Genomic DNA, 17958 nt, shown 5'->3' on the forward strand with positions numbered 1-17958 from the left:
TTCGTTAACCGCTTACAAAAGGTACAAATTATAGGTCTATCGTGACGATTTATACCTTACTTAGATTATTGTTTTTTGAACCACTCAGAGTATTGATGCCTAATACTAAAAAAACCTTCTCTCGAAGGTTTTTAATTATTTATCATTATTTCTTTTTTTGTTATAGAGTACGAATCCACCAATAACAACTCCAATTCCAGCAATAATTAATCCCCACTGAACGAGTGTATTAGACTGTCCTGTTTTTGGTAAAATTACATTTTCAGGTTTCTCTGGTTCCTGTGGTGTTGGTTTTTCGGGAGTAGGTTTTTCTGGTGTTGGTTTTTCTGGTGTTGGTTTTTCAGGGATTCGTGAGTTGGTGACTTCAATGAGTACTTCGGACTGTGTCATCATTGCTTCTGTCACAGTTATACATTTTTTTGTTTCATCCAAAGTGTATCCTGTTGGTGCTTTCGTCTCGATAAAGCAGTACGTTCCTGCCTCTGAGACACCTACTCGGATTTCACCCAATGCATCTGTTGTGAGACCTTCCGCAATAACGGTTCCATCTTCACTTACTAACTTAAATTCTGCGTCTTTCAGTACTTTACTTGAGTCTTTAGCATCAGTTTTGCGTAATCGTAGTTGTAGTGGTTCCGGTTTGGGTTCAGGTTTATCCGGTGTCTTTGTATTGGTTACTTCAATAAGTACTTCGGGTTGTGTCATCATTGTTTCTGTCACAGTTATGCATTTTTTTGTTTTATCCAAAGTGTATCCTGTTGGTGCTTTCGTCTCGATAAAGCAATACGTTCCTGCTTCTGAGACATCTACACGGATTTCACCCAATGCATCTGTTGTGAGACCTTCCGCAATAACGGTTCCATCTTCACTTACTAACTTAAATTCTGCGTCTTTCAGTACTTTACTTGAGTCTTTAGCATCTGTTTTGCGTAAACGTAGTTGTAGTGGTTCTGGCTTTGGATCGGGTTTATCCGGTGTTTTCACATTAGTAACTTCTACTAATATCTCCGCACTAGACATCATAGATTCTGTAATTGTGATACATTTTTCTTTTGAATCCAAAGTATAACCTTCTGGTGCCTGAGTCTCTATAAAACAATACGTTCCTGCTTTAGGAACCGACACTTTGATTTCGCCAAGAACGTCTGTCGTTAAATTATCGTAAATGACGGTTCCAGCCGCATTCACGAGTTTAAATATAGCACCTTTGAGAACTTTACTTGATTCTGCAGCGTCTGTTTTTCGTAAACGGATCAAGAGTGGCTCTGGGTCTTGAAAATCCCAACGGTGTGTTTCTCCAGTACTCGTAAAGGAATCAACTATAATTGATCCGTCGATATTCTTTTCATTAACAACATGCGCATTTGGAGCAAGAATTGAACCAATCCACGTTCCTCTAAATGTAATTGTTCCTGGCATCGGCGCGCCATTAGTTGTGAAATTCCATAATAAAGTACTGTCCGAAAAATCGACAGATTCCTTATTACCACGACGTGACCCATCAGCATATTCCAGTAAGACTGTTGACTGAATCGTTGCAGATTGTGCCCCTTTATAGTCAACGGTTATAAATACCTGCTTGAATGAACCACCTGTATTTTTTTCAAGACCTTTCACAACGATTGGTGTTTCAAGGTCCAATACACTACCATCAAGATTAACGAAAATTTGATTTTTATCAATAGCCGTTACATCTATAACTCGATTATTACGGTCAGGAAATGAATCATTTGTAATTGTAAGATCTGCAACTTCACGAGATAGTGCTGCACTCGTAGTTGCGAGAGCATTTAGTTCTGATTCAATATCAATGTAGAAATGATCTGCTGGATCCTGAAAAATTGTATCCGCACTGAGATTATCTAATGTACTACCATTAATTCGTGGTTGATTTGTATTGCTTAAATCAACACTCATACCACTTCCAACGACAAATTTCGTTTTGTCACGTGTTGGAAATGAACCACTTTGCAAGTGGGTATAGCTTCTAAGATATGACACGTCGATATTTCCTGTCATGTTATATTGCTTTGTACCAATATCTCCTTGACCTGTAAAATGAATTGCAGCAATGTTTCCATTTGTATGTGAATTTGCGACGACGTCTCGTGCAAATAGATGAAAATATCCCGCAGCTCCTAAAACATGATTATTTGCCTCCGGATAGTCTTCATAGAAGTTTCCTGCGGTTTGAACCTCTGGTGTATCTGCATAAGTGCTTGGTCCAACTCCAAAAGAAACAAACGACATAGCAATAGTTAATATCACAGTTAATAATTTATTGTATTTCATTTTATGCCTCTTTTCTTCGATATAGTGAGTATGAATACAAAAACCCCCCCTCCTTTCGCCTTGTATTCGTATACTAATAGTGTAGCACTTCTACTTTTTTGAAGTGGCAATCCCGAAATAATTAATCGATATTTCCCTTAAAATTAAGAAATACAATTTTATTTATAATGACTTTGTGAATATATGAACATTTACATTAAAAAAGGTATGAGCACACTCATACCTTGATTTATTATTTTAAGAATGGTTTGACCGCTTCAGGAACACTACTTTCAGAAACGACTTCCTGTCCAATCACAATTGTCTTGCTCACATCAACTGCTAGATATTGTCCTGGTTGCAGTAATTTTGAAGCATCGGTTGTCTGATATGAAAAACTGACTTCACGCGCATTCCCTTTTTCGTTATATCCAGTGAATGTATAATCTCGACCCCGATCCACAACTTTTCCGTTGCTATCTTTAATATCAATTACAGTTGTTTCTTGTGATTGGGGTACAAGTACGTAAAATGTATCGGATTTCTTATAACGACCATCATAATAGTCTTTAAGGAAGAATCCCCCGACTCCTACCACTGCAAGTACCACTACGGCTAAAAACACGCCTGATTTATTCTTTTTCATGTGTATCCTCCTTGGCTGTATGCCTCGTGTAACACACTCATTGTATCATACGAACAACACAGATAATCTAACACTAGGGTTACACTTTCGTAAGATAAATAAAAAAAGCAGTGAATGTGTACACTGCCTTAATCAATCGCTCATTACATCTAGAAGACTCTACAAAATAGCACACATTATCAATTTGTTCCTCCATCATTCGTACCGTACATGTGCTCAGCAAGGCCGTAATTGTTTGATGTTTGTATTGATGATAAGGAGTAGTGACACTACGACCTTTCATGCATTTTACAAATACAAATTGACGCAATCGTGTAGAGTCTAGAATCTGTTCAAAACGATTCCCACCGATTTGTTAGATTGTAACATACTTTCACAGACTATGGAACTGTTTTCAATCTAAAATGTAAATAATTTCAATGCTACCACACAGCAAGATGACCATCGGATCGTGACTCTGTTGCTCCAATTAAAACACCCGACTCATCACGAAGAATTATTTGACCGCGACCAAGCATAATAGTCTCGTTTAGAATTTCAATTTCGTGACCTCTACGCATCAAGCCCTCTGCAATATGGAACGGTAACGTGTTCTCAACTTGAACTTTTTTACCATGAGTCCACTGCCAACGGGGTGCATCCAATGCTTCTTGTGGGTTAAGATGAAAGTCGATCATACTACTTACAACTTGCATATGTGCTTGCGGTTGTAATGGTCCTCCCATAACTCCGAAGGGTCCTACTGGCTTGCCATCTTTGGTAATGAAACCTGGGATAATCGTATGCAAAGGACGCTTTCCCGGTTCTAAGCAGTTCGGATGGTCTTCGTCAAGTGTAAATTGTGACCCCCGATTATGCAATGCAATCCCGTATCCTGGAACGACACTTCCCGATCCGAACCCTGTATAACAACTTTGAATGAATGAAACCATGTTCCCATCTTTATCAGCAGTCGCAAAATAAACCGTCCCTGCATTATCAAGTTCCCCTGGTGCTGGTTCCATTGCACTATCCGTTACAGTTGCTGCTCGCTTAGCACCATACTCTTTGGATAGTAACTGCTCCCAGTCCTTGCGCATGAATGATGGCTCACCAATGTGCTTCATGCCGTCAGTAAATGCCAGTTTTAATGATTCAATTTGTTTATGGTACGTATCTACTTCATCTTTACCCGTTAGCGGAAGATTCTCGAGTACATTTAATGCCATAAGTACCATAATACCAATTCCATTAGGCGGTAATTCCCACACGTCATATCCTTTATAATTGACGGACATTGGGCTTACCCACTCAACCTGATGTTTCTTTAAATCTTCTTTACGAATAAATCCACCATTTTCTCTTGAGAATGCATCTATCGCGTCAGCGATCTCTCCTTTGTAGAAAGAATCACCTTCAGTGCGTGCTATCTCGCGAATGGTCTTGGCATGACCTGGGGCATGAAAAATCTCTCCCACACGCATTGCTCGACCATGAGGACAAAATGTATCAAACCATGTTTTAAGGACCGGATATTTATCAACGTTTTTGGAATAAATTTTATAGTATCTTTCCCACAACCGTGCGACATTCGGGGCAACAGGAAACCCTTCTTCCGCAAGACGCGCTGCTGGCTCTAAAACCGTCTCAAGCGGAAGTTTACCGAATTTTTGAGATAAAGCCACCCATCCACTGGGAATCCCTGGTACCGTCACTGGATCCAAGCCAAATAATGTAATTGCTTCATCCCCTTTCGCAGTGATGGCATCTTTCGTCATCAGTCCAGGAGCTGCACCACTTGCATTCAGTCCATACATCTGACCTTCATGCCATACAATAGCAAAACAATCACCGCCCAAACCATTACCACTAGGCTCAACTACAGTTAGTGCCGCAGCAGTCGCAATCGCTGCATCTATCGCATTCCCTCCGAGCTTAAGAATTTCTAAACCAATTTGTGACGCTAACGGACTTGCCGTTCCAACCATTCCCTTGCGCCCATAAATTAGATTACGACGCGATGGATAACGATGCATATATGGATCAAAGTTAATCATAATGTTTCCTCCTATAAGAATGCGACAAAGATTCCCGCAACAACAATTGAAAGTGTCGTTACAGTTGTCATTCCCGCTACCACATAACTTGGCATGATGTGGTCAAAGACAATTTGCTGTTCTATTTCATCATCAGTAATTGCTTTTGAAATTTCTTGTGAGACCAGGTATGTTGCTGGAAATCCAAGATACTGTGCTAAGGCAACACCAAAAGCTAGATGTTTAGATTTTAGAAGTTTCCATCCCGGTAAAATAGCAAATACGACATATAGAACCGCAATGGTAACACCTAACGTCACAACGATATTCATGCCCAACGCCATAAGATCTGTAAATGTTACTTTTCCCAAAGATGGAATAATGGTGACATAAACGAGCATTGAGAAGACACCTGATGCTTTTCCTTTTTCAAGAATACGTGTTGGTACAACATCGTAATAACCTAGAATCGCTCCAAATAACAATGACCAAATTGAATAGTTAATGCTTGGTATAAGTTTCCCTAGAGAAACTGCAATCCAAGCAAAGCAAACTGCAATCATCAAACATACAAAATCTGTAAAATATTTAGTGTGCTTGGTTGCAAGTCCTTTTCGCTTCTTATCAGCACCTTGCGTTTGTTTAGATTCATAGGTTCCATCACGATATGCCGCTAGAACTGTTTTCGCTTCTTGCATACCGACATACGATGCTGGATATGATCCTGCAAATTTTTTGACTGCATAGAGGATGGCTGCGAAAGCGGCAGGAACTACGAGTCCCAATTCTGCAGCTTTGCTACTCATAATTTGTGTTGAGATAATTCCCCCATTTAGAACAGGAATGGCGACAATCGCATTTTCTTTTCCAATGATGGGTATTAAGATGAAGCACGTCACAATTACAACGATCATTGACGCGACGGCTGTAACCACTGTTTTCCATTCGTCACGCAGTTGTTTTAAGTTAATCATTGTTCCCATATGGAAAATTAAGATTGCTGCTGACATTGATGCAAACTGTGTCAAAAACGCTTGCTCAACGATGTCGGTTGGAAATACTCCCGTCATAAATCCAACCAAGAAAACAACCATAACAACGAAGACTGACGATACCTTAGCCTTCGTAAAAACGCCCATAAAATCGGCGAACCCAAACACTAGCATTATTATAAAAAAATAGAATAAGCTATTGTTTTCTGTAAAGCTACTTATAATCTGTTGCATACACTTTCTCCTTTGTAATGTGTATGATTGTAACATAGTTTCACACATTATGTAACTATTTACAGAAACTACTTGAAAATGTTTCTGTCCGACTGTTTTATATGAAGACTATTTAAAATTACGCATAAAAAAACATCACTTTTTAAGTGATGTTTTAAGCTAATCGTTACTTTCAAAACCTTCAGTGCTATCTGATTTGAAGAGAACAATGACTGTTCTTAAAATGAGGCGAATGTCAGACCAAACGCTGTAGTTTTCAATATATACGAGATCCATAAGTAATTTATCATAAGGACTTGTATTATACTTACCTTCAATTTGTGCTATACCTGTAAGTCCAGCTTTAACACGAAGACGGTAACGGAATTCAGGTAATTCTGATTCATACTTATCTACGTTTTCCGTCATTTCAGGACGAGGACCAACGAGACTCATGTCACCATTAAGAATGTTGATTAGTTGTGGAAGTTCGTCCATACGGATTTTACGCAGAACACGTCCAACCTTAGTGATTCGATCATCATTTTCTGTGGAAGAGAAATTCTCCACATTTTCTTTCATTGTTCTAAATTTATAAACTTTAAAGATCTTGCCATCAATGGTATATCGATCTTGCGTAAACAGTACTTTTCCACCATCACCCAGCTTAATTGCAATCGCTGATACAATCCAAATTGGTGATGAAATGACAATACCCGCGAGCGCTGCAACAATATCAAGAACTCGTTTAAAGAAACGTTGCTCCATAGTAAGCCCTGATACATTAACGTCTACCATTGGTTTATCATCAAAGGTAATATGTTCTCCACTTAATTGAATAACATCTGTAATTGATGGCGCAAAGGTAAAATTAATTGCATGCTCGTAGCAAACATCCACTAATGGTTTACGCACTGACTCTTGTAAATCTGAAAAAATAACATAGTCCACTTTATCCACATATTTGCTTAAATCGCATTGTGATGCATCAATTGTGTCAATCACGCGATATTGAAGTTTGAAGCGTGAAATATAGCGTTGAATTTTTCGTACACTTACCTCAGGGTGATTCCCATCATAAATGATTAGTGCATTCACTGGATCATTAATTTTGAAGTAAATCCAGTTTCCTAAATAAGCAAAGATGATTATCGCAATAATTTGAATCAATAGTACAATCAATAAGAGATCGAGTTGTTCCAACCGGAATGAATGATTGTTGTTGGGATTCGTGTTCATAATCATAAGTTGTAAGTATGAGACAAAGTCAGTAAACATTACAGCAACAGTTGTTGAGAAAATAATGGGTTTACTTTTCTTTTTTCCAATCTCAAAGTTACCATATACTGTGAGCATCAAGGTTCCAACTACAGCAAACGTCATCATTGTTGTCCCTAATGTTCGTGAGATATAATTCAGTCCGACATTTTGAAGTGCGAACACTTCAAAAAATGTATATCCTAACAAGACATACAATACTGCTTTTAATCCTACAATTATCAATTTATTAATATTTGATTTCATAAATAATCCTTCCGGGTTTGTTACATTACGTTTTATATTCTACGTTGTAGATGGGTTCTACAATCATTCTATATTTTACCATACTTTATATCAATATAGAAATTATGTGTGGATTAACATTAAATAAAAAATTCGATTTGTTATTACATTCAAACTGCAACTCAAATTAAAAAAAACTGTCATCTCATTTCGTGACAGTTTTGGGTCTTCTTCTAACTAACAGAGCACCAATGGATTAAAATAATTCAATTAACACGTTTGGTTCCTTTTCCTTGACTCAAATTAAATAAAATATTAAGTACCTTTGCCAAAATAAGAGACAGAGTCACCTGAACAAAAGTATTTCTTTTCTAGAATTAACCAATATTTTTATCACTTTAAACGCCAATTTTATAAACATAGTTTGCAGTTAGTGATGTTTTGAATTGTGACAAATCACACCTTTCATGCAGCGTCTTTAGAATCCAATTAATAGATTTTCACCTTTGTCATCCCGATGCCGTGATTGACTTAGAAATACATAAAAATTTTGAATCATAATTTTCCAATTGAGCTGCAATCAAATATCACTATACACAGATTGAATCATTTTTTAACTATTGAAAATGCAAATTTTAACCCTTACTAATTCTACTAATTTTCTCAACTGCCACATTTCAACAAATTCTATTAATTTCCTTCAATTATCAATACTGTTGATATTTACAGTTATTGCTGGATTTCCTGCAATAACTGTACAATTTGATCAAGTTTATGGTTATCTCTATCTAAGAACCAATTAGTGTTCTCTTTCTAGTGCAGATTCCTAAAGGGATAATAGCATTTTCCACGAACCAAATATTGCCGTTTATAACAACGGTAGTAATTTTTTTCGAATTACTTAAAATTATTTTCGACCGCCATACTTTTACATTAACAAAAAGACCCACATGTTGAACAGCATACACATTCTCATTTATAGTATGTATATTTTACTGTTCGACTGTAGATCTTTACCTGTCGAGTTATGACCATTTTTAATCTTAATTTCCAGCAAACCCTTTAATATTATCCAAATTACTAATTACTCCGCGACTTTTCAGAAGCATACACGTCTTGATATAAACTCAAAATATCCATATCGTGATTGCTTAATCTAGGAACCACGTTTATAGTACTGTCTAGTTCTCTTATTTCAACATTTGAAATTTCAGAAGAAATACTCAGGAGGAAATTACTGTTTTTATCACTATAAGAAATTGATAGTACATTTGCATTAATCAGAATACCAACAATTATTGCATGAAATCTTGACCCAATAATTACTGAACATTCACCAAGAAGCTTTGTGAACTTAAGTAGATCACCATCATACAGTATAGGCTCGACACCTGAATGTTTACTGGATAGGTATGTGATTATTTCATCATCACCTTCAAAAGCACAGAACCCAAATACTCTCACGGTTTTCCCGCTAGACTGATACATTTCAATCTGGTGATCAAGATATTTCTTATACTTTGAATCAAATTCTTGTAGTTCGCGTCTCCCTTTTAAACTAACAGGAATAATTGCCACAATATCTTCAAAACTTTTGATCTTATTATGTTCAATATCTAAAAGCATAGCTAAGTCAGTTCCAAGAGAAATACTATTGACTCCTTGAAATGTTTCAAAACTCTTTTTGTCCCGAAAAATTACTTCAGTACAGTTCTTAAATAACGCATCATATTTTTTGACAAAATCAGTCGTTTTGACCGGCCCAAAATTCGCGCCTAATACCTTTACCTCTTTTCCCAATTCAACGAACTTTGACATCATTCTGTAAAGGTGTAAATCTTCTCTTTCTTCTATAAACATTGATCCACCAATAATGACTAGCTCGTCAAATTCATTAGCAAGTTTTGATTCTACATAAATCTTGTAAGGATCAAATTTATTTAATATTCTCTTCATCGTCGTTTTCTCATAAACTTCAACGTTTAATTCCCTGAATATCTCCGATTTAAATTGGGGTAAGACGTTGTACAGTGTGTAGATATTATCAGACTTCGAGAAATTTTTTATGTAACTATAAATTAGTAAGTCATCCCCATAGTTCTTTGTAAAGTAACCATAAATTAGTGTTTTTTTCATACTTATCTTGCCGCCTTAATTATTTTATAAATTAGCGCATACATAGATGCAACATACATTCTATTTTGGGAAAGTGAACTCGCAAATCGCTCAAATATATCCATTTTTTCACCGTTATTGTGCCACTTTCCAGTGAAATCTGACATATAACTATTTAGTGCTTTACTGTAAGAGAATTTATCGACTATTCTTAGTTTCATTAATTGCTGTCCCATTTCCCTAAGTTTTTTATTCTGGTATATCTGAGAAAATTTCGATGGTTCGCACAAAATACTATCATAAAATTTGACAGTTGATTGAATTCTTTTAAGAATTTGTTCAGGTGTCATACTGTTCGTTGCGCTCGATGTACTGAAGTTGTAGATGTATAAAACGTCCGGTAAAACGAGTATTGATGTTGCCTTTTTGATTAGTTGATAGACTAAAAGCATATCTTCTCCGAAAACTAGAGATTCATCATACAATACGTCTTCAAAAAGAGATCTTCTTGCGATTTGAGTGCACGATGAGTGTAAATAGTACGATTTAATAAATTCATCTGGGATGCTCTCAAATGCATTAAACACTTTTGCCTCGAAACCTCTCATATCTGATAGATTATGATTAAATCTAACCAAATCTATTTCGCCGTAAAGTGATACATATCGTTCAATTTTTGATTTAAAGTCTGAAACTATTGTATCATCAGCATCTAGGAAGAGAATGTAGTCTTTTTTTGCCGCTCTGATACCCACATTACGAGAGTATGACACGCCCATATTTGATTCATTTTCAATATACCGGATGTCTATTTTTTCTGACCAATTAGAAATCCATTCTAATATTATGCTTGCTGACCCATCCGTAGAAAAATCATTAACTAAGATAATTTCATCATTTTCATTAAATTCACTCGTGAAATTTTCAAGTAGATTTATCAGTCTTTCCTCTTCATTAAAAATTGGAACTATAACAGAGTATGTCATATTTTATCTCCTCATCAATGCTTGATACAGATCACTATATTCACTAACCATAGATTTTTTTTCAAACTTTTTAGCTAGTTCCCTAGAATTTTTCGAGTATTGTTCATATAAATCTGTATCAGCATTTAGGTTCATTATTTTGAGGGCAATTTCTCGATAGTTATTTCTGTCAACAATATATCCATTGGATTTTATCAACTCAAAAGCAGATCCAAATTCAGATAGTATTAATGGCAGTCCCGCTGTCAACGCTTCAATTGCAGATATAGGGAATCCTTCATGTACAGATGTCATTAGAAAAACATCACTTTGTTCTAGTTTTTGAGGTATTTCGGACGTAACGCCTTCTAAAAAAACATAGTTTTCTAACTTGTACTTACTTATTTGATCTTCAATTGTACCGCGCTCCGGGCCTTCCCCGTAGATTTTTAATCGAATGCTTTGGATTCCTTCATCATTGACGATTAAGTTCATTGCCTCGACTGCTGCTACGTGGTTTTTCACAGTAGTTAGTCTTCCAACCATTATTACCTCAAAAAAATTACTATTCAATAAATCTGATCTATTACTTCTATCAATTTCGATTGTTCTTCCATTATAGATGTTGTGATGGTATACGTTGTCTAAATGATTATATTCATTCATACTTGTCGACATAATGTACTCAGAAATTGAAACTAAATTGATTCTAAACAACACGAAAAGCACGTGATATACTTGTCTAAAGCCCTTTGAACCAAATTCAAGATGCGAGTCATTATGAACTGTGTGCACTTTTATAAAACTTCCACTGAAGATGTAACCAATTATACAGTAGATTAGTGTAATTTGATGTGTATGAACTATATCCGGTTTTATTTCTCTGATTATATTTGATATTTTAAAATTGTTAGATAAAACAGCATGCTTCTTTGTACTAATTTCATGTATTGTAAAGTTGATGTTTTCCCGATCAAATAAATCTTTCACTGTGTTATTTGGGTCGTCTGGATCGGTTAATACTAGGTGAATTTGATACTTCATGTTATCCGACAGCCCTTCACATAAATCATAGACCATTCTTTCAGCACCACCATTTGAAAGTCCATTTGAGAGCATTACTACTGTCGTTTCATCTGATACTCTTCTTAAGTTATTGTCAACAATTGGAATGATGACTAGTAGGAATACTGTGTAAACAACCACACTTATATCAAAAGTCATCATACTAATTAAGAATAATATCGCAGTACTTTTCAATACCTCATTTCGTAAGCCATTGAGTGCAGACGAATATGAAATTACAAAGATGACAATTCCTACTAACCCTAACTCACTGATCACCTGTAAGTATGTATTATGTGGATGAACCACCCAATTTATTGTTGTTCCAAAATGTCGATAACCAGATGCACCCGAACCAAATATTGGATACTGAGTGAAGAGTGATAATCCTCTATTCCATAGTAAGAACCTATTTGTTAATGAATCACTGACGCTAAATTGTTTATACATCATGCCTAGCACTACTGTGGCACCCAAGAACAATAAAATAACATGTGTGAAGTTAAGTTTCTGCATTAAACGAGAAAGTCCTTTAAATCTTCTAATTAGTATGAGAAGAACTATTACTCCTACAAGAGTCACAATTACTGTCTTTGATGCAGCCAACAAAAGAAGTATCAACCCAATGCCGTATGGAATTGCACTAAGTATCCTGATGTTTTTCGGCTTACTTTGGAAATATAAGTGAGTAAGCAGAATCAATATCGCACTATTTATTGAGAGATAATTTGCATCTTCTGAATATCCTGCAAGCCTAAAATTCTGCCCGAATGCGTTATAGTTATTTTTTCCGAAAACATATCCTTTTATATCAGTAAACGGAAGTTTTACTGATGCACCATTTGCGTCCATATTTATATATAGCACAATTGATGTTGCAAAATTAAATATCATGGATACTAAAACACTTTTGTATAATAAACTGAGTGAAATTTTATCCTTATAAACATACATTGTTAGAGTGATCAAAGTCATATAAACGTAAAGTATTGCCACATTCTTCGATATGCTCATTATTTTATCTGTCACATATGGTGTTCTAAAAATAAAAGTTATCGAAATTAAACTATAAACAAAAAATAGTATGACCATTATCTGCGTAAATGAATCCTTGATTTTTTTAAGACTATCTGCACCAATTGCTATTAAAACTATTGATAACCCAATAATCACAAATCGTAAATCAATAATCGGCACGAATTCTCTATTTATCATCTGAAAAATAAAAAGAAAAAAAGTGCAGTAAAACAACTTACTTTTGAAATTCTCTCCTTTATTCATTGTACTCTCCTTAAATTTACTAATTACTTTTTTTATTTATGAGGCTGTATATCATCTGCTCAGTCAGTGCAGTTAAATCCTTTTTATTGAAAATGTTTTCTGCATTTAAGATACTCTTACTAATTTGTTCCATTTTATCTTTATCACTGACTAATTGAAAAATTCCATTGTATACGCCATTTACTGAGTTTTCTACTAGACAACCATATTCGCCATAATTGAGTATTTCATCCATACCGCTGCAATCAGTTGCAAGCACTGGAGTTCCGATAATTACCGACTCCACCACTACTGTACTAAAACCTTCAGTTCGTGACGGAGCTATAAATAAATCCGAATTGGCAATTTCAAAATATGGATTATCTGTAAAACCTTCCAAACGAATTACACCACTTAATCCTCTTTCTATTATCATTGACGAAAGTGATTCTTTTTCTTCTCCATCACCATAGATTCTAATTGTGAATTTATTCAGCAAATTTGCATCAAGCATTGATACAGCTTCTATTAACCGATCGTATCCTTTTTGCTTAGATAATCTCCCCACCGATATTATATTCAATTTATCTGAACACACATTTGCATTCACTCCAGTCTGTGCCAAACTCTTAATTTGAGATTCGTCATAGACATTATACTTAACAGAAATTGGAATAGTGGTATCAATTTTCATATAATCTTCTAAGCTTTTCTTGACACCATTTGACACTGCAATTACCTGATCAAATTTTTTATATGTATTTCGATTTTGCTTCATATTTCTGAAGAACACTTCAGACTTTCTCTCTGCATTTAAATCCACATGAATCCATGCAATCTTAATTCTTTTTAATGGAATTGAACTCACGAATATTTGTGTTGGTCCTTCAAGATAAGAAACAATTACATCGTTTTTAATGTTCTGAAAAAATCCAATAGGAATTAATAGCCATGAAAAATACTTCCAAAAGAACGTATACACTCGCACTGCAAAACTCATTTTTGTATCGTTTTTTTCTTTAGAAGTATTCATTTGACCGGAATCTTTTTGTAATGTTCCAGTATTGTTTACAAATTTCTTTAAAAAAATCTTTGGTATATGTATCACTGATTTGTGCTTAATCTCATCACCAAGCTCATCAATGTACTTTCCAGTATTTATTATTGTTGTTACGGTTACGTTAAACTTATCTTTATCCATATTGTGGACAAGGTTTAGGAGTGCTTTTTCAGCACCCCCTCCTCCTAATGTATAAACATAATAATTAATGTTTATTTTACGATCATTCATGCTTACTCTCCAATACTTTCAAAATTATTACCTTTGTGGAACAGAAATAACTTCACCTTTTTCCATCTGGTGGATATATGCACTCGCTTGATTTACAGTTTCAAAATCAGGCTCCATAACATATAAATTCCATCCTGGCATTGAGTAGGTTGTTGCACTTGTAGCACCAGTTCCTGCAAGTTGATATTGTTGGATATCCCAACCTTTTCCACTATCTAGTTGATTTCGAATTATAGTCTTTAAATCACTATCTGACATGCTCAATTGCATACTATCACTCACACTAGCAATGATTCCGTCAAAATTTGTTAGGATTTTTGGAGAAATAGCTTTATTTACCATTCCTTTAATCAATTCTTGCTGGTTACGGACACGCCCATTATCTCCATCGGGTAAATTGTAACGCTCACGCACAAACGCAAGTGATTCTGGCCCATCCAGTTGATTCATTCCTTCATGAATTTGTACATTTGGAGGCGTCATTGTTACGAAAGTATTCTTGGAATAAACTTCTACACCACCAAGTGCATCAACAATTTGTTCAACAGAGCTAAAATTCACCTTGAGGTAGTAGTCAATTTCAATATCTAAGAGTTTTTCAAGAGTCGCAACAGATTCACCAACACCATAAATACCAGCATGAGTAAGTTTGTCCATTGCGCCAATCGTTCCTAGTTCTACATGATAGTCCCGGGGAATACTTGTTAACAGAATTTGATTCTCTTTTGGATTTACAGTCATAACCATATTTACATCCGATCTCGATACAGAAGACACAGGTCCATATGTATCAATCCCTGTAATAAAAATCGAGTATGTATCTTCACTTACATTAGCATTTGCCTTTTTAATACTTGTGTCAACTTCATAGGATACAAACTCTATTACTCTCGTTTGAGCATCGAAGTTTTCATTAAATTCTTTTAAAAAGCCTCTGTGTGATTCACTGATCATAATTGCTGGAATTGTACCATCCAGTAAATCCCTATTCATGTTCTCATAGCTTGTATACTCGTCAACATTTACTTCATACTTGTGTTTTTGTTTGAATAACTCTGATCCTTTATCAACATTGGGTCTATCCATTTGTACATTAGCACCAATTTTTAAGTCTTTTAAATCTGCTAAAGTCTTATAATTACTGTCTTTTTTAACAATGATTGATATAACATGAGTGTCTTTACTTGCACCTGTAACACTAGATAGAAGATTTCCACCTTTCATGGCATAGCCACTTCCAATCACTAAAAAAAGACTCAAGAGAAGACTTAATACCTTAGCAAACCAGTTCATTTTCCCTTTAGATTTGTAAACAAAAATCCCTAATAATACTAGCAACACGCAGATAATGCCAACGATAATTGAAAAGTACTTCATTGGCAGCAAGCCTACTCTATAAATAAAAAATACAGTAATTATAGATGCAATCATTTGAATCCCTATAATCACAGGTTTTTTAGATAGAATAAATTCCTTATTTTTTTCTTTACTCATAAGTTTCCTCACTTTTGTACTAATTACTACATAGATATTTTACCACGAATAATTAACTGAATAAAATCAGAGTTAGTTTGTGTTAGATTTGATGTTTTTCATTACCTTGCGCCGTCACCTGTAAAAATTACTCCAATTGTTTTCCCAACGATCACCATATCTTGCTTCAATGACATATTATTTATGTATACAGTATCGTAGGCTAGTTTTTCAGCAGGTGAAATATCATATCCACCATTAACTTGAGCCCATCCGGTAATTCCAGGACGAATTGAAAGCCTATTAATAAATCCAGGTATTTCTTTTTCAAATTGCCAAGTTAAATCTGCACGTTCAGGTCTAGGACCGATAATACTCATATCACCGATAAGGACATTCAGAAATTGTGGTAATTCATCAATCCGCACCTTACGAATGAATCGTCCCACTTTGGTTACTCTTGGGTCGTCTTTTTCTGCCCAAACAGCACCAGTATCACTTTCCGCATCGATTCTCATTGATCTCAATTTGTAAATTTTAAACTCTTTTTGACCTTTACCTATACGCATTTGCGTGTAAAATGCAGGACCCTTCGAGTCCACTTTTACTGCCACTGCAAAAATTGCGACCAAGATAATAATAAAGGGTGAAGCAAGTATCGTAAGTACGACATCCGCAATCCTCTTAAATACTAAAAATCCAGTCGGTTTAACTTTAATTTCTTCATTCATCTCAACGTTCATAGTCCCCTCTTCGCTAACTTTTTGTGTATCTATCCCCCCGATTAATTACCCACACTTTTATTATCATACTTCGTTTATATGTTTAGCATATTAAGGATAGCACATTTCGTCATTTTTTCAAGTTTTCAGCTAGTCTACCCCTAATGTATATATTCTGTATTGATGCCATAATCTATATCTTTTTGAACTTTCATTTCCTTCTATAATACCAAATAAATATGAACCATCTTATTTAGTCCTGTTTCTATCAATCAATTTACCAAGTCGTTTTATAATTACATCTATAATTAGTGCTGATACAAGTGAGAGTGAGAATACTAACAATGTCGTTATTGGAAACCACATGTATTTTTGATTTACATTCGTTACGGCACTATTGAGTTGCGTATAAACGAGTTTATCAAACATGTATGAAATTAGATACGCCCCCAATGATGCGTTACTTAGCATTCTTAGAATATTTTTAAATCTTTGTGACAATCCTGAACTGTCAATATTGAGTAGCAGAACAAATAAAAAATAAGCAATTAGAATATACTGAATGGAGCCCCATCCTTGATACTGACCATTACTAAATGCGCCACCAAAACTTCTATAATAGCCAATTGCTCCTGCTGCTAGTGTAGCAAGAATTAGGAGCATGATGTTTGTACTTCTTTTAATTTTTGGTTGGTACTCGCAGATATACGCTCCAATAAAATAGTATGTTAGTGGGTAAAGAATTTCCCAAAATTGAGGAACAATTTTATCATAATCATAAGATTTAGCGGGTTGTAGCCACCAACTCCAGTTTCTGTATTCATTATAATTAAGCAATAACGGAAGTGCTGTTAATGTGATAAATGTTAAAATCAAGATTTGCTTATGTTTCTTACTTTCAAGTCCGTGGTACATCAGGTTAATAAATGGAATAAGTAAGAATAATCCGAGGTACATCTCGATGTACCAACTATAATTTGCTGCTGAGAAGTCTAATATTTTGAAAAAACCATCTTCAATTGAATAATTCGTTTTGAAGTAAATATTGGAAAATATTAATAAGATTATCGAAATTACGACGTATGTAATATAAGTATGAATGATACCTTTGTAATATTTCAGACTAAGTGTCTTTTTATTCATCAAGTAACCCGTGATCATTATGAACAATGGAACACAGTACATAAAAAACGATCTAACTGTAATTGCAAAGAATAACTTTGCACCCGAAACTTGGATTTCATAAAACCCAGTATTTAGGAAAAAATGCACACCTACGACTCCAAATAAAGCTACCAATCGAATGATATCGATTGAACTGTTTCTCTTTTTCACACTTAATTCTCCCTGTGTCTATTCACAGTAAATACTCGCCTAATTTGCAAGCCAAACCAGGCGAGTATTACTGCATTAATTGATTTGTTAGT

Annotated in this window: 12 protein-coding genes; all 12 read right to left on the reverse strand. The window is 35.1% G+C overall.

Annotation, left to right across the window (positions count from 1 at the left end):
* Positions 1-135: 135 nt before the first annotated feature.
* On the reverse strand, positions 136-2292 hold the full coding sequence (locus tag G7061_RS09600) for a SpaA isopeptide-forming pilin-related protein (protein WP_166120921.1): 2157 nt from the start codon (positions 2290-2292) through the stop codon (positions 136-138).
* Between the two features lie 232 nt (positions 2293-2524).
* A complete protein-coding gene (locus G7061_RS09605; RefSeq protein ID WP_159639305.1) occupies positions 2525-2917 on the reverse strand; it encodes a YxeA family protein in 393 nt (130 codons plus the stop codon).
* A 422-nt stretch (positions 2918-3339) separates the two neighbouring features.
* Positions 3340-4953, reverse strand: coding sequence for a gamma-glutamyltransferase family protein (locus tag G7061_RS09610; RefSeq protein WP_159644840.1), 1614 nt, complete (start codon positions 4951-4953; stop codon positions 3340-3342).
* A gap of 11 nt (positions 4954-4964) precedes the next feature.
* Positions 4965-6158 (reverse strand): hypothetical protein, encoded by a 1194-nt coding sequence (locus G7061_RS09615; protein WP_159639307.1) that lies wholly within the window; start codon positions 6156-6158, stop codon positions 4965-4967.
* A gap of 159 nt (positions 6159-6317) precedes the next feature.
* Positions 6318-7661, reverse strand: coding sequence for an exopolysaccharide biosynthesis polyprenyl glycosylphosphotransferase (locus G7061_RS09620; RefSeq protein WP_159639308.1), 1344 nt, complete (start codon positions 7659-7661; stop codon positions 6318-6320).
* A gap of 1059 nt (positions 7662-8720) precedes the next feature.
* Positions 8721-9776 (reverse strand): polysaccharide pyruvyl transferase family protein, encoded by a 1056-nt coding sequence (locus tag G7061_RS09625; RefSeq protein WP_166120924.1) that lies wholly within the window; start codon positions 9774-9776, stop codon positions 8721-8723.
* Between the two features lie 2 nt (positions 9777-9778).
* Positions 9779-10741 carry a glycosyltransferase family 2 protein gene (locus tag G7061_RS09630; protein WP_166120927.1) on the reverse strand — a complete coding sequence of 321 codons (963 nt, stop codon included), beginning with the start codon at positions 10739-10741 and terminating at the stop codon, positions 9779-9781.
* 3 nt (positions 10742-10744) lie between these two features.
* Positions 10745-13066 carry a glycosyltransferase gene (locus G7061_RS09635; RefSeq protein WP_166120930.1) on the reverse strand — a complete coding sequence of 774 codons (2322 nt, stop codon included), beginning with the start codon at positions 13064-13066 and terminating at the stop codon, positions 10745-10747.
* Positions 13067-13085: 19 nt separating this feature from the next.
* Positions 13086-14336, reverse strand: coding sequence for a glycosyltransferase (locus G7061_RS09640; protein WP_166120932.1), 1251 nt, complete (start codon positions 14334-14336; stop codon positions 13086-13088).
* 27 nt (positions 14337-14363) lie between these two features.
* Complete coding sequence (locus tag G7061_RS09645; RefSeq protein WP_166120936.1) at positions 14364-15830, reverse strand: LCP family protein; 1467 nt, start codon at positions 15828-15830, stop codon at positions 14364-14366.
* Between the two features lie 101 nt (positions 15831-15931).
* Positions 15932-16552, reverse strand: coding sequence for a sugar transferase (locus tag G7061_RS09650; RefSeq protein WP_166120940.1), 621 nt, complete (start codon positions 16550-16552; stop codon positions 15932-15934).
* Between the two features lie 228 nt (positions 16553-16780).
* The gene (locus G7061_RS09655) at positions 16781-17866 is read right to left on the reverse strand and encodes an acyltransferase (RefSeq protein ID WP_166120943.1); all 1086 of its coding nucleotides are present in this window, start codon (positions 17864-17866) and stop codon (positions 16781-16783) included.
* Positions 17867-17958 lie beyond the last annotated feature (92 nt).

The sequence above is a fragment of the Erysipelothrix sp. HDW6B genome (assembly GCF_011301115.1).
GTDB lineage: Bacteria > Bacillota_I > Bacilli_A > Erysipelotrichales > Erysipelotrichaceae > Erysipelothrix > Erysipelothrix anatis.

Excerpts from the sequence above, each read along its gene's own strand:
- G7061_RS09600 (WP_166120921.1), bottom strand. The coding sequence starts at position 2,292 with ATGAAATACAATAAATTATTAACTGTGATATTAACTATTGCTATGTCG.
- G7061_RS09605 (WP_159639305.1), bottom strand. The coding sequence starts at position 2,917 with ATGAAAAAGAATAAATCAGGCGTGTTTTTAGCCGTAGTGGTACTTGCA.
- G7061_RS09610 (WP_159644840.1), bottom strand. The coding sequence starts at position 4,953 with ATGATTAACTTTGATCCATATATGCATCGTTATCCATCGCGTCGTAAT.
- G7061_RS09615 (WP_159639307.1), bottom strand. The coding sequence starts at position 6,158 with ATGCAACAGATTATAAGTAGCTTTACAGAAAACAATAGCTTATTCTAT.
- G7061_RS09620 (WP_159639308.1), bottom strand. The coding sequence starts at position 7,661 with ATGAAATCAAATATTAATAAATTGATAATTGTAGGATTAAAAGCAGTA.
- G7061_RS09625 (WP_166120924.1), bottom strand. The coding sequence starts at position 9,776 with ATGAAAAAAACACTAATTTATGGTTACTTTACAAAGAACTATGGGGAT.
- G7061_RS09630 (WP_166120927.1), bottom strand. The coding sequence starts at position 10,741 with ATGACATACTCTGTTATAGTTCCAATTTTTAATGAAGAGGAAAGACTG.
- G7061_RS09635 (WP_166120930.1), bottom strand. The coding sequence starts at position 13,066 with ATGAATAAAGGAGAGAATTTCAAAAGTAAGTTGTTTTACTGCACTTTT.
- G7061_RS09640 (WP_166120932.1), bottom strand. The coding sequence starts at position 14,336 with ATGAATGATCGTAAAATAAACATTAATTATTATGTTTATACATTAGGA.
- G7061_RS09645 (WP_166120936.1), bottom strand. The coding sequence starts at position 15,830 with ATGAGTAAAGAAAAAAATAAGGAATTTATTCTATCTAAAAAACCTGTG.
- G7061_RS09650 (WP_166120940.1), bottom strand. The coding sequence starts at position 16,552 with ATGAACGTTGAGATGAATGAAGAAATTAAAGTTAAACCGACTGGATTT.